Origin of the sequence: Kocuria sp. UCD-OTCP (genome assembly GCF_000349605.1) — a bacterium.
In the GTDB taxonomy this organism is placed as follows: domain Bacteria; phylum Actinomycetota; class Actinomycetes; order Actinomycetales; family Micrococcaceae; genus Kocuria; species Kocuria rosea.
The window spans coordinates 237,688-249,558 of the sequence record NZ_KB714683.1 but is presented as its reverse complement, the minus strand read 5'-3'; the positions used below and the strand labels follow the sequence as shown (position 1 = coordinate 249,558).

Here is an 11,871-nt window from a genome sequence, read left to right as displayed (position 1 = left end):
CATCCGGTATCAACAAACATGGCACACTATTGAGTTCTCAAACAACAGACCAGCAACCAGGCACCACACCCGGAAACCGTGTTGGAATTCTTTTTCGCTCGGTTCTCGCGATCTCTCGCTCTCCCCGCGGCGACCTCCTCAGCTTATCCCGATCTTCTCCGCTTTCCCAAATCGCTTTTCCGTCGCTCAGCGGCGTAAAAGTCCTTCGGGAGGAGAATTTATGGATCTGCCGGATTCGGCGCCGTGGGCCGCAGCGATTTCTCGCTGCTGCCCGAAACAGCTCCACCAGCGTACCCGACCCGGTCCCGGCCCACAAGCTGTCGGCCACCGCGCAGCGATGATCGGCCTGATGGTTCGAGGGGTTCGGTCCGCCGGATTCGGCGTTGCCGTCCGGGGCGATCTCTCGCGTCCCTTGCGGCGACTCGGAATACATTACACACGCCCCGCAGGACCGTCAAAACCCCGGAGGGCCGGGCGGATGCCTCCTCGTCGCAGCTCCCGGCGCTCCCCCGTCCACCGGACGAGCCGGCGGCCGGAGCGGCGGGGACGGCAGTGCGTAGGCTGATGGCACATCGATGCCACGACCCGAAAGGACAGCAGATGAGCACCTCACCGGAAGAGCTGCCGGAGACCCCCGACACCTACGAGGGCGCCGCCGAGGTCGACCCCGAGCACTGGCGCGAGGATCCGCTGATCGAGGGCGCCGAGGCCGGCGCGCAGGACGAGCGCGTGGACCCCGAGCACCCGGAGGTCCCCTCGGAGCAGGAGCTCCGGGACGAGACGGCGGAGGCCCGCTACGAGGCGGGCGAGGAGCAGGTCCCGCCCGAGGAGCCCCGCATGGGCGAGGCGATCGCGGACCTCGACGTCCCCGAGGACCCCGCGTTCGAGGACGAGGTCGACCCGAGCAACGACTCGTTCCACGGCGGCGCCGACCTCTGAGCCCGGCCGGACCGAGCACGACGGCGCCCCGGCCTGCATGGTCGGGGCGCCGTCGTCATGTGGCCCCGGACGAGCTCAGACGAAGGCGGAGATGCCGGTGATCCCGCGTCCGATGATGAGGGCCTGCACGGTCTCGGTGCCCTCGTAGGTGTGCAGCGCCTCGATGTCCGCGAAGTGGCGGGCCACGCGGTTCTCGATGAGGATGCCGTTGCCGCCCAGGAGGTCCCGGGCGTTGGCCGCGATCGAGCGGGCCGTGCGCGTGGAGGTGTACTTCGCCAGCGACGCCTGCTCGGCGGTGAGTCGGCCGGCCTCCTCCCGCTCGGTCATCCGTGCCACGAGGAGCTGGATCTGGGTGAGCTCGCTCAGCATCCGGGCCAGCCGCTCCTGCACGATCTGCGATGCGGCCAGCGGGCGGCCGAACTGCACGCGCTGGGCCGCGTACTGCACGGCGGTCTCGTAGCAGGCCTGGGCGTGCCCCACCGCGCCCCACGCCACGCTGATGCGGGTGGCGAACAGGACGTCGGCGGTGTTCCTGAAGGACCGTGCCGCCGGCAGCGCGTTCTCCTCGGGCACGAAGACGTTCTCGAACCGGAGGTGCGCCTGGTGGATGGCCCGGAGGGCGAGCTTTCCACGGATGGTCGTGCCGGTGTAGCCCTCGCTCTCCTGCGGGACCACGAAACCCCTGACCTGGCCGTCCTCGTCGGCGCGGGCCCACACCACGGTGATCCCGCCCATCGAGCCGTTGCCGATCCACTTCTTCTCCCCGTTGAGCACCCAGCCGCCGTCCACCGGGGTGGCACGGGTCTCGAGGCTGACGGAGTCGGAGCCGTGGGTGGGCTCCGTGAGGGCGAACGCGCCGAGGAGCTCGCCCGTGGCCATCCGCGGCAGCCAGCGCTGCCGCTGCTCCTCGGAGCCGCACATGGCGATCGAGCGCATCGCGAGCCCGCCCTGGACGCCGGAGACGGTCGCGATGGATCCGTCGCCGCGGGAGAGCTCCATGCTGATCAGGCCCGCGGCGGTCTTGGACATCTGCTCGTAGCCGTCGACGGCCACGCCGTCGCGCAGCAGGTCGAGCTCCCCGAGCCGGCGGACGAGGTCGAGGGAGTACTCCGAGCGGTCCCAGTGCTCGCCGATGACGGGCAACAGGTCCTCCTGGACGAACCGGCGGGCGCGCATCCAGTGCCCCCGGTCGGTGTCGGAGACCGCGTCGAACGCGCCGGCGGCGTCGGTGTCGAGGGCCTTGTCGAGGACGTAGTCGGGCTCCACGGTGCCGGCGGGGAACAGGGTCGCGCCGGTCTCGGGGGTGGCGGTCATGGCTGGGTCCTTCGTTCTGTGGGCTGGTGGGAGGTCGGGGACAAGGTCAGTCCTGGTGGAAGCGGCGGCCGAGGACGCGCTCGGAGGCGCCCGTGCGGTCGAGGTACGGGGTGATCCCGCCCAGGTGGAAGGGGTAGTTGGCGCCGAGGACCATGCACAGGTCCACGTCCTCGGGCCCGGCGACGACACCCTCGGCCAGCATCGCGCCGATCTCCTCGGCCAGGGCGTCCTGCACCCGCACGAGCAGCTCCTCCGCCGGGACGGGAGCGCCGGCGGGGTGCTCCGCCCGGGTCCGCTCGAGCAGCCGGGCGGCGTCGGCGGCGAGGTAGCCGTCCGCGCCCGTCCCCGGGGCCTGCTCGGTGGGCAGCACGTGGGTGAGGCCCGCCCCGACCACCGCGTCCATCCACGGGGACCGCGCGAAGCGCTCGGGGTAGGCCCGGTGCATGGTCTCGTCCACGTGGTGCAGCACGGCCGGGCCCACGAAGTCGAGCAGCCGCAGCGGGGTCATGGGCAGGCCCATCGGATCGGGGGCGTGGTCGGCGGCCGCCACGTCCGTGCCCGCATCGATCGCCTGGACGATCACGTCGAACAGCCGGGTCAGCACCCGGTTGACCACGAAGCCGGGGGCGTCCTGGACGCGCACCGCCGTGCGGCGCAGCGCCGCGGCGAGCTCGAAGGCGGTCGCGAGGGCCGCGTCGCCGGTCCGCCGCCCGGCGACGATCTCGAGGAGCGGGGTGACCTCCACGGGGTTGAAGACGTGGAAGCCGACCACCCGTTCGGGGTGCCGGAGGCCCTCCGCCATGGCGGTGACGGACAGGGAGCTCGTGTTGGTCGCGAGGATCGCGTCCGGGCGCACGACCTCCTCCCACTGGGCGAACACCTTCTTCTTCACGTCGAGGTCCTCGAAGACGGCCTCGATCACGAAGTCCGCGTCGGCGAGGTCCTCCGGCCCGCTCGCCCCCGTGACGAGGGCGCCGAGCTGCTCGGCCTGCTCCGCGCTGATCCGGCCCCTGGCCGCCTGCGCGGCGAAGCGCTCCCGGGTCCGGGCCACGCCGGCGGCGAGCCGCTCGTCGTCGAGGTCGGTCATGACCACGGGGATCCGGGCGCCGCTCGCGATGAGGGAGGCGAGCTGTCCGGCCATCAGGCCGGCGCCGATCACGGCGGCCTTGCGCAGGGGCACGGGCTCGGCGGCGGGCACGTCCGCGGCCTGCCGGGAGCGGGCCGAGACGAGCTCGAACGCGTAGAGGGAGGCCTTGGCCACGTCCCCGCGGACCAGCTCGGCGAAGGCGGCCACGGCCTTCGTCCCGTTCTCGGTGCGGGACTCCGTCCGGGCGTCGGCCACGAGGTCGATCGCCACGAGCGGTGCCGGCGCGGCGCCGTGCCAGGTGCGCTCGGCGCGGTCCCGGGCCTGGTCCACGGCGTCCTGCCACTCCTGCTCCCCGGTGCCGCCGGGCGTGCCCGCGCGGCGGCGGGTCTCCCCCGCGTCGAGCGCGTCGAGCGTGCCGGCCACCCACCGCTGCCAGGCGGTGTCCCACTCCCCGGTCCCCGGGGCGGCGTCGAGCACCACGTCCACGAGGCCGAGCTCGAGGGCCTCCGCCGCCTTGGTGTTCCGGCCCCGCAGGGAGTCGAACACGATGACGCGCAGCGCCGCGGCCGGGCCGATCAGGTGCGGGAGCAGGTGCACGCCGCCCCAGCCGGGGAAGAAGCCGAGCCTGCACTCCGGCAGTCCGAGCGGGCCGGTGCGCGGGTGGGCCGCACGGTAGTCCGTGTGCAGGGCGAGCTCGAGCCCGCCGCCCAGGGCCTGACCCGTGAGCAGGGAGAAGGTGGGCACGCTCGCGTCGGCCAGGACGCCGAAGGCCTCGTGGCCGAGCCCCACGTACCGGTCGGAGACGCCGCTGAGCTGGGCGTGGCGGATCTCCTTGAGGTTGGCCCCCGCGCCGAAGGACCGGGCGTTGCCGGTGACCACGATGGCCTCGACCGCCGACTGGTCGATCGAGCCCAGGACGTCCCGGAGCTGCTCCAGGGCCGCGGAGCCCCAGATGATCAGCCCGCCCGGCGGGGTGGAGTCCAGCCGCACCAGGGCGACGGGCGCGGAGCGTCCGGGCAGGACCAGCTGCTCGACGTCCACCGCGACGGTGGAGGGGAAGGACGGGGCGGGCGCGGCGGGTGCCATGGGCGGACTCCTGACGAGTGGTGTGATCGTCACCACTCTGACTGATACCGAGTCTCAGGTCAAGGGATTGAGTCTCAGTGTGGTGGTGCGGCGTGCGGTTCCGGGGCGTTCAGGCCGTATTCTGGCTGGTGATGATCGACGTGCTGCCCCCAGAGACCGAGCGCCTCGCGTTCCGCCGCTTCGACGGCGCGGACCTCGAGCCCATGCACTCCTACCAGAGCCGCGAGGACTACGCGCAGTACGCGTGGCGGGGCCCGCGCACGCGCGAGGAGTGCGAGCGCACCCTGGCCGAGAACAGCGGCCTGCGGCCGTGGGGCCGGGACGGCGACTCCGTCCGCTTCGCCGTCTCCCCCCGGGGCTCGCGGGAGCTCGTGGGCGAGATCGTGCTGACCCTCACGGAGGCGGCGGCCGCGCAGGTCGAGATCGGCTGGGTGGTCCACCCCGACCACGCGGGCCGGGGCATCGCCTCCGAGGCGGCCCGCGCCGCGATCGGGTTCGCGTTCGCCGAGCTGGGCGCCCACCGGGTCTGCGCGAGCCTGGACGCCCTCAACGTGAGCTCCGCCAAGGTCTGCGAGCGCATCGGCATGCGCCTGGAGGCGACCCTGCGCGAGAGCCACCGCCAGCTGGGCGAGTGGCGCGACGAGCTGATCTACGCGATCCTCGCCGACGAGGTCTGAGTCATCGGCGCAGGGCGTCCCGCACGGACGCCAGGATCTCCTCCGTGTCCGCGCCGGGGTCCAGGACGGTGACGACGACGGCGGGGCGGGCCCCGGGCGCGGCGGCCGGCCGCGCCGCGCCGTCCTCGTAGCCGGAGACGAGCGTGTGCGCGAGGCGCTCGAGCTGCCCGGCCAACTCGGCCGAGGGGTCGGTGTCGGGTGCGCGCAGCCAGGCCCGCAGGGCGGCGTTGTGCACCGCCACCGCGGCGGCGGACAGCGCCGTGGCCAGCGTGCTCCGCCCCGGCGAGTCGGGCAGCGCGGAGCGCAGGTAGCGCCGCAGGACCCGCTCGTAGCGGTGGGACGTGATGAGCTCCCGGTCCCGCAGCTGCGGGACCTGCCGGAGCAGGGCGTTGCGGGCCAGCGCCCGCTCGCGGTGGTCGAGGTGGTGGCGGAAGACCAGCAGCACGCCGTCCCGCAGGGCGACGGCCGGATCGGTGCCCGGCTCCTCCCCCGCCCGGGCCAGCTGCTGCTCGAGGCGCTCGAGGTTCGCGGCGTGGTCCGCGAAGACGATGTCCTCCTTGGACCCGTACTTGCGGAAGAACGTGGCCCGACTGATGCCCGCGGCGAGCGCGAGCCGGTCCACGGTCGTGGCGTCCCAGCCCTGCTCCGCGAGCAGGCGGATCGAGCCGGTGACGACGTCCGGGGCCGCCCGGGGGGTCTCGGTCATGGGTGCCTCCTCGCTGACGATGGTAGACCCGGGCCTCCCGCCGTGTGCGGGTCGAGCCCGTCAGCGGCGGGCCCGGGCGCCGAAGAACACCGCCCCGGCGGCGCACAGCACCCCGAGCACGGCGAAGGAGAGCGCCGAGGAGGTGCCCCCGCTGAGCAGGGAGCCCACGAGGGCGACGGCCCACACGAGCACGAGCAGCCACAGCAGTCCGGCGGTGCGCCTGGGGTTCCGCACCGCGCTCAGCCCGCGAAGGGCAGGACGGGCAGGCCGGGAACGTCGACCCGGACCGCGAACAGGGAGCCCGCGGCGGGGTCCTCGTCCGGGGCGAGGTTCTCCCGGGACGTGGTGACGTAGAGGGTGCGCAGGTCCTCCCCGCCCAGGCAGCACGCGGTCGTCTGGCGCGCGCCGACCTCCACGACGGTGTCCAGGGCGCCGTCGGCCGTGTAGCGGTGCACCTGCCCGGCGCCGTGCAGCGCCACCCAGACTGCGCCCTCGGCGTCGACGGTCAGCCCGTCGGGATGGACGTCCCCCTCCGCGAGCTCGGGCACCACGAAGGTGCGGCGCCCGTGCAGACCCCCGTCCGGGGACCAGTCGAGGACGTCGACCTTCCCGGTGGGCGTGTCGTTGTAGTAGGCCAGCGCGCCGTCCGGGGACCAGGCGATGCCGTTGGAGACGGTGACGCCCTCCAGGACCGGCTCCCCGCGCAGGTCCGGGTGCACGCGCCAGAGCGTGGCCGCGCCCTCCGTCTGGTCCCAGGCCATGGAGCCGACGTAGAAGGAGCCGTCCGGGCCGGCCCCGCCCTCGTTCATCCGGACCGCCCCGGGCTCCCAGAGCTGCTCGGCCGGATGGACGGTGCCGTCCGGGTCCTCGAGGGCCACGCCGGCCTCCAGGGCCAGCACCGCTCCCCCGGTCGCGCGCGGGCGCACGCAGGCCACGACGTCCCCGACGTGCTTGCGGAGCACCTCGCCGTCCGCGCCGAGGGACAGCACGTCCCCGGCGAGCATGTCGACCCACCGCAGCCCGCCCCAGGACTCCGACCAGCACGGCCCCTCGCCGTGGTAGGTGACGGAGTCGGTGATCCGCTCGGCGCGCAGCCGCCGTGCCGCCATCTCAGAGTCCCTTCTCGTGCACCGCGGGCAGCGCCGTGGTGGGGATCCGGTCCCGGTCGGGGTTCAGGAGGATCTCCGACATGTACTTCGTCACCGCGCGCTGGTTGCCGAGCTGGACGATGGCGTAGATCGCCGCCTCCTCGTCGATCCAGCGGAGCAGGCTGCCGCCGAACAGGGTGCCGTTGGCGTTGAGGTCCTCCGGCTCGACCCACTTGCGGGTGCGGAAGGTGATGTCCTGGGTGGTCATGCCCCCACGATACCGAGGGCGCCCTCCGCACCGTCGGCTACAGCTCCACGGTCCCGCGGACCACCGGGCTGACCTGGCCGCCGACCCAGACGGTGTCCGCGTCCCGCTCCAGCAGCACGCGCCCGGTGCGCCCGAGCACGGTGCCCTGGGCGGCGACGTAGCGCTCCGGGGCCCACCCGTTGTCCGTCAGCCACCGGGCCAGGCCCGCGTTGAGGCTGCCAGTGACCGGGTCCTCCACGACCCAGTCCCCCACGAACGCCCGCACCTCGACCGCGCACTCGGCGCCCTCGCGGTGGGGGCCCACCACGCCGAGCTTGAGCCCGGCCATGGCGGACCAGTCCGCACGCACGCCCAGCACGGTCCCGGCGTCGGCCACGCGCACCCCGATCCAGCCGGGGCCGTTGTCCAGCCAGGACACGTCGAGCAGCGCGGACGGGTCCAGCCGCAGGGACCGCGCCACCCGGTCCAGCAGCGCGGGCTCCGCCACGGGCTCGTAGCGCGTCAGGGGCGGGGCGGCGAACGAGAGCCTGCCCTCGCGGCGCCGGACGGTCACCAGCCCGACCCCGCACTCCTGGACGACGTCCGCTCCCGCGGGCTCCCCGCCGAGGGCGAGCCAGGCGGACGCCGTCCCGAGCGTGGGGTGACCCGCGAAGGGCAGCTCCCCGCCGGGGGTGAAGATCCGCACCCGGTAGTCGGCGCCGGGGACCGTGGGCTCGAGCAGGAACGTGGTCTCGGAGAGGTTGGTCCAGCGGGCGAAGCGCGCCATCGTGTCCTCGTCGAGGGCGTCGGCCCCGTGCACGACGGCGAGCGGGTTGCCGCCCAGCGGCGCCGGCGAGAAGACGTCCACCCAGCTGATCGCGTGGCTCGTCATGGTCTCAGAGCACCGGCCCGCGCGTGTTCCTCCGGGCGGGCCGGGCCCGTCCTTTTCGAAACTATTTTGGCGGCGACCNACGACGGCGAGCGGGTTGCCGCCCAGCGGCGCCGGCGAGAAGACGTCCACCCAGCTGATCGCGTGGCTCGTCATGGTCTCAGAGCACCGGCCCGCGCGTGTTCCTCCGGGCGGGCCGGGCCCGTCCCTTTCGCCGGGCGTCCCGGCCGGCGGGCCCGGCGGCGGTCCCGCCACGGGCCGCCGCCCGGTCCTCCCGCAGCCTCCGGACCACCAGGCCGACCAGGACGGAGCCCACGGTGCTCAGCACCAGGGGCAGCACCGCGCTGCGCTGCTCGCTGTTGTCGTACATGGCCGGGCCTCCTGCCGGAAGGCGACGCGGGGCGTCGTCGGGTTCGGTGCCAGGAATCCTACGCACCCTCCGGTGCCTCCGGCCACACCCCGGAGCTGCCCCGGCGGTGGCTGCCGAGCAGGTGGGTGTCGACGATCCCGACCGCCTCCATGAGCGCGTGCATCGTGGTCGGCCCCACGAAGCGGAAGCCGTGCGCCCGCAGGGCCCGGGACAGGGCCTCGGACTCCGGCGAGCGGGTCGGGACCTCCTCCGCCGTGCGCGGACGCGGGGTCCGCGCCGGGCGGAACGACCACACGAGCTCGGTCAGCCCGCCCTCGGCGCGCAGGGCCACGGTGGCGCGGGCGTTGCCGACGGCGGCCTCGATCTTGCCCCGGTGGCGCACGATCCCGGCGTCGCCCAGCAGGCGGTCGACGTCGGCCGGGCCGAAGCCGGCGACCGCGTCCGGGTCGAAGTCCGCGAAGGCCGCCCGGAAGGCGGGCCGCTTGCGCAGGATCGTGGCCCAGGACAGCCCGGACTGGAAGCCCTCGAGGCAGATCCGCTCGTAGAGCCCCCGCTCGTCCCGCACGGGGACGCCCCACTCGGTGTCGTAGTACTCGCGCAGGAGCGGGTCCGTGGCGGCCCAGACGGGGCGGGCGAGCCCGTCCTCGCCGAGGACGAGTCCGGTCGCGGGATCGGGCAGGGAGCTCATGCCGAGCATCGAACCACACCGAGGGGCTCCGACACACCCGGAGCGAGTACCCCCAGGGGTATAGGATGGCGGTCATGCACCCGACGAACCCCGCCGTGGACCGGCGCGCCCTGCAGCGGAGGGTCGTCCGCGTCCTCGCCCTCGGCCAGATCCTCGGTGGGCTGGGCGTCGGCGCCACCCTGGCCCTCGGCGCCCTCCTCGTCACCGAGGTCTCCGGCTCCTCCGCCTGGTCCGGCATGGCCGCGACCATGAACACCCTCGGCGCGGCCCTGCTCGCCGTCCCCCTCGCGCGGCTCGCCCAGGCCCGCGGCCGGCGGATCTCGCTCAGCACCGGGGCGTTCACCGCCATGGCGGGCGCGTCGATCACGATCGGCGCCGCCGTCCTCTCGAGCTTCCCCGTCCTGCTGCTGGGCCTGGCCCTGCTCGGCGCCGGCTCGGCGCTCAACCTCCAGTCCCGGTTCGCGGCGACCGACCTGGCCGCGGACGACACCCGCGCCCGGGACCTCTCCCTGGTGGTCTGGTCCACGACGATCGGCGCGGTGCTCGGCCCCAACCTCTTCGAGCCGGGCGAGCTGCTCGGGCGGGCCCTGGGCCTGCCGGCGCTGACGGGCGGATTCGTCATCGCCCTCGTGGCGCAGGCCTTCGGGGCCCTGGTCTACCTCACGGCGCTGCGGCCGGACCCCCTGCTGCTGGCCGTGGCCGACGGCGAGGCCGCGGGCAGGGGCAAGCCCTCCCCCGCGGGCGGGCTGGCGGTGCTGCGGGCCTCGTCGCCGGCCCGCCGGGCCGTGCTCACCGTGGCGCTGAGCCACGCCGTCATGGTGGCGCTCATGTCCATGACGCCCGTGCACCTGACCCTCCACGGGGCATCGCTGAGCGTCGTGGGCCTGACCATCAGCCTGCACGTGGCCGGGATGTACGCCCTCGCCCCCGTGTTCGGCTGGCTCGCGGACCGGGCCGGGCGCCGCCCCACCGTCCTGCTCGGCCAGGCCCTGTTCGTGGCGTCCCTCGTGCTGTCCTGGTTCGGCTCGACGTCCCCCGTGCTGGTGACGGTCAGCCTGGTCCTGCTCGGGCTCGGCTGGTCCGCCTCCACGGTCGCGGGCTCCACGCTCGTGGCCGAGGCCGTCCCGCCGGCCGAGCGGCCGAAGCTGCAGGGCGTCTCGGACCTGTTCATGAACCTCGCCGGGGCGACCGGCGGGGCGCTCGCCGGACCGGTGCTGGCGCTGATCGGCTTCGACGGGCTCAGCGCGGCCCTGCTCGTCCTCGTGGCGGTCGTGGTGGTCTCACACGGCGGCCGGACCCAGCGGGATGCGGGCGCCGACGCGCCAGCCGCCGTCCGCCGGTCCCGCCGCTAGCTCCCCGCCGAGCAGCTGGACGCGCTCGCGCAGCCCGAGCAGCCCGTACCCCGAGGCCGGGAGGCCGGGCCCGGAGCCCGGCCCCGCGGCGTTGTGCACCTCGACCACGACGTCGGCCTCGTCGACCTGCACGGCCAGCACGCAGCTCGTCCGGGCGGGCGCGTGCTTCATGATGTTCGTCGCCCCCTCCTGGAGGACCCGCTGGACCGTGGGCCGCACCCCTTCCGGGATCCGCGCGAGGTCGCCCCGCACCCGGGTGTCCGTGCGGAACCCGACCTCCCGCAGCGCGGCCGCGACCTCCTCGAGGCCCCGGCCCGTGTCGACGGCCGCGGCGGCGCTGGAGTCCTGCGCGAGCCCGGCGCCCGGCTCCACGCGCATGATCCCCAGCAGCCGGCGCAGGTCCTTGAGTGCCGCGCGGGAGGAGTCGCCCACCACGTCCAGGGCCTCCTTCATGGTCTCCGGGTCCCGGGAGTAGGCCCCCGAGCGCGCCTGCATGGCGATGAGCGTGAGGTCGTGGGCGACGATGTCGTGCAGCTCCCGGGCCAGCTCGAGGCGCTGCTGCTCGAGGGCGTGGGCAGTGCGCTCCTGGCCCGCGGCGATCTCGACGCGGTCCAGCTCCTGCTGCGCACTCAGGGCCCGCAGGACGAGACCGGGCAGGAGGAGGACCAGGGTCAGCGGCACGTAGCTCCAGAGGAACTGCGGGCCCACGACCGAGACGTTGACGGCCCACGAGGTCTGCCACACGAGGAAGGCCCCGACGGCCGCGGCGAGTCCGGGCAGGGCCGCCCCGTAGGCGGAGAAGGCCAGGACCAGCGGGATCACGACCATGTAGCTGCCCGGGTTGGCCTGGGGGTGGAGCAGGACCAGCAGCGCGGCGAGCGGCAGCCACGTCCAGCTGGAGCGCAGCGCCAGGACGGCGACCGTGGCGGTTTCGAGGACCACGAGCAGCAGCTCGTAGTCCCGGTCCCCGAAGCCCAGGCCCGGGCCGGTCAGGACGAGCCGGACGGCGTCCAGGGCGCTCACCGTGATGAACAGCAGCAGGGCCGCCCGCACCCACCGGTGCAGGGGGCGGGCCCGGGCGATCCCCTGCGGCAGGAGCGCGCCCAGGCCGGGCCGGCGGTCCTGCTGCGCTGCGCGGCGTGCCATGCGGTCCTTCCGGTGCGGTGGCCCGGTGCTCCGGTCCACCTCGGAGGATAGCCGCGGGCGCCGGGCCCGTCCGGGAGCGCGCCGGATCAGCACCAGCGCAGGAAGAGGAACGAGCACCCGCGGCTCGTGTGCCCGTCCGGGCTGTCGGTGCCGGGGTCGACCTTCAGGACCGGCGCCAGGGCGACCGGCGGCTCCGGGGCCACGGCGGTGGGGACACCGCCGGCGGTCAGCAGCACGGCGGCGAGCAGTGAGGCGGCGGAGAGCGTGTTCACGGGGGGTCCT

The 11,871-nt window shown here is 74.5% G+C and carries 14 protein-coding genes and 1 pseudogene; 4 read left to right on the top strand and 11 right to left on the bottom strand.

Annotation, left to right across the window (positions count from 1 at the left end; translation table 11 throughout):
* Together H488_RS38135 and H488_RS34750 are read left to right on the top strand one after the other, a co-directional pair.
* Positions 1–341: hypothetical protein (locus H488_RS38135; protein WP_237740477.1), on the top strand; the 341-nt coding region annotated here is incomplete at its 5' end.
* A 259-nt stretch (positions 342–600) separates the two neighbouring features.
* A complete protein-coding gene (locus H488_RS34750) occupies positions 601–939 on the top strand; it encodes a hypothetical protein (RefSeq protein WP_017834871.1) in 339 nt (112 codons plus the stop codon).
* A 75-nt stretch (positions 940–1,014) separates the two neighbouring features.
* On the opposite strand, the gene H488_RS34745 is transcribed toward H488_RS34750, so the two are convergent.
* Together H488_RS34745 and H488_RS34740 are read right to left on the bottom strand one after the other, a co-directional pair.
* Complete coding sequence (locus tag H488_RS34745) at positions 1,015–2,253, bottom strand: acyl-CoA dehydrogenase family protein (RefSeq protein ID WP_017834870.1); 1,239 nt, start codon at positions 2,251–2,253, stop codon at positions 1,015–1,017.
* Between the two features lie 46 nt (positions 2,254–2,299).
* On the bottom strand, positions 2,300–4,426 hold the full coding sequence (locus H488_RS34740) for a 3-hydroxyacyl-CoA dehydrogenase NAD-binding domain-containing protein (RefSeq protein WP_017834869.1): 2,127 nt from the start codon (positions 4,424–4,426) through the stop codon (positions 2,300–2,302).
* 131 nt (positions 4,427–4,557) lie between these two features.
* Between H488_RS34740 and H488_RS34735 the strand changes: the two genes are divergently transcribed.
* The gene (locus tag H488_RS34735; RefSeq protein WP_031283769.1) at positions 4,558–5,103 is read left to right on the top strand and encodes a GNAT family N-acetyltransferase; all 546 of its coding nucleotides are present in this window, start codon (positions 4,558–4,560) and stop codon (positions 5,101–5,103) included.
* 1 nt (position 5,104) lies between these two features.
* Here the strand turns inward: H488_RS34735 and H488_RS34730 are convergent, their stop codons facing one another.
* The 7 genes and pseudogenes from H488_RS34730 to H488_RS34710 all read right to left on the bottom strand — a co-directional run bounded on the left by H488_RS34730 (position 5,105) and on the right by H488_RS34710 (position 9,100).
* Positions 5,105–5,809 carry a TetR/AcrR family transcriptional regulator gene (locus H488_RS34730; protein WP_017834867.1) on the bottom strand — a complete coding sequence of 235 codons (705 nt, stop codon included), beginning with the start codon at positions 5,807–5,809 and terminating at the stop codon, positions 5,105–5,107.
* Between the two features lie 60 nt (positions 5,810–5,869).
* Positions 5,870–6,043, bottom strand: coding sequence for a hypothetical protein (locus tag H488_RS37540; protein ID WP_017834866.1), 174 nt, complete (start codon positions 6,041–6,043; stop codon positions 5,870–5,872).
* Between the two features lie 5 nt (positions 6,044–6,048).
* Entirely contained in the window at positions 6,049–6,918 is an 870-nt protein-coding gene (locus H488_RS34725) for an SMP-30/gluconolactonase/LRE family protein (protein WP_017834865.1), read from the bottom strand.
* 70 nt (positions 6,919–6,988) lie between these two features.
* Positions 6,989–7,165 (bottom strand): annotated as a pseudogene (locus tag H488_RS0119215) (acyl-CoA thioesterase); the annotation flags it as partial.
* A 37-nt stretch (positions 7,166–7,202) separates the two neighbouring features.
* Positions 7,203–8,036, bottom strand: a complete 834-nt coding sequence (locus H488_RS34720; RefSeq protein WP_017834863.1) for a PhzF family phenazine biosynthesis protein — start codon at positions 8,034–8,036, stop codon at positions 7,203–7,205.
* Positions 8,037–8,193: 157 nt separating this feature from the next.
* A complete protein-coding gene (locus H488_RS34715) occupies positions 8,194–8,403 on the bottom strand; it encodes a hypothetical protein (RefSeq protein WP_017834862.1) in 210 nt (69 codons plus the stop codon).
* Between the two features lie 58 nt (positions 8,404–8,461).
* A complete protein-coding gene (locus H488_RS34710; RefSeq protein WP_017834861.1) occupies positions 8,462–9,100 on the bottom strand; it encodes a DNA-3-methyladenine glycosylase I in 639 nt (212 codons plus the stop codon).
* A gap of 56 nt (positions 9,101–9,156) precedes the next feature.
* Here H488_RS34710 and H488_RS34705 point away from each other — a divergent pair, with 56 nt between their 5' ends.
* Positions 9,157–10,443: an MFS transporter gene (locus tag H488_RS34705; RefSeq protein WP_017834860.1), complete on the top strand. Its 1,287-nt coding sequence runs from the start codon at positions 9,157–9,159 to the stop codon at positions 10,441–10,443.
* Here the strand turns inward: H488_RS34705 and H488_RS36275 are convergent.
* Both H488_RS36275 and H488_RS37535 read right to left on the bottom strand, forming a co-directional pair.
* On the bottom strand, positions 10,372–11,589 hold the full coding sequence (locus H488_RS36275) for a sensor histidine kinase (RefSeq protein ID WP_017834859.1): 1,218 nt from the start codon (positions 11,587–11,589) through the stop codon (positions 10,372–10,374). The genes H488_RS34705 and H488_RS36275 overlap by 72 nt on opposite strands.
* A gap of 86 nt (positions 11,590–11,675) precedes the next feature.
* Positions 11,676–11,861: a hypothetical protein gene (locus H488_RS37535; protein ID WP_017834858.1), complete on the bottom strand. Its 186-nt coding sequence runs from the start codon at positions 11,859–11,861 to the stop codon at positions 11,676–11,678.
* Positions 11,862–11,871 lie beyond the last annotated feature (10 nt).

Bases quoted from the DNA above. Each gene is read 5' to 3' on its own strand.
- H488_RS34750 (WP_017834871.1), top strand. From the start codon at position 601: ATGAGCACCTCACCGGAAGAGCTGCCGGAGACCCCCGACACCTACGAG.
- H488_RS34745 (WP_017834870.1), bottom strand. From the start codon at position 2,253: ATGACCGCCACCCCCGAGACCGGCGCGACCCTGTTCCCCGCCGGCACC.
- H488_RS34740 (WP_017834869.1), bottom strand. From the start codon at position 4,426: ATGGCACCCGCCGCGCCCGCCCCGTCCTTCCCCTCCACCGTCGCGGTG.
- H488_RS34735 (WP_031283769.1), top strand. From the start codon at position 4,558: ATGATCGACGTGCTGCCCCCAGAGACCGAGCGCCTCGCGTTCCGCCGC.
- H488_RS34730 (WP_017834867.1), bottom strand. From the start codon at position 5,809: ATGACCGAGACCCCCCGGGCGGCCCCGGACGTCGTCACCGGCTCGATC.
- H488_RS34725 (WP_017834865.1), bottom strand. From the start codon at position 6,918: ATGGCGGCACGGCGGCTGCGCGCCGAGCGGATCACCGACTCCGTCACC.
- H488_RS34720 (WP_017834863.1), bottom strand. From the start codon at position 8,036: ATGACGAGCCACGCGATCAGCTGGGTGGACGTCTTCTCGCCGGCGCCG.
- H488_RS34715 (WP_017834862.1), bottom strand. From the start codon at position 8,403: ATGTACGACAACAGCGAGCAGCGCAGCGCGGTGCTGCCCCTGGTGCTG.
- H488_RS34710 (WP_017834861.1), bottom strand. From the start codon at position 9,100: ATGCTCGGCATGAGCTCCCTGCCCGATCCCGCGACCGGACTCGTCCTC.
- H488_RS34705 (WP_017834860.1), top strand. From the start codon at position 9,157: ATGGCGGTCATGCACCCGACGAACCCCGCCGTGGACCGGCGCGCCCTG.
- H488_RS36275 (WP_017834859.1), bottom strand. From the start codon at position 11,589: ATGGCACGCCGCGCAGCGCAGCAGGACCGCCGGCCCGGCCTGGGCGCG.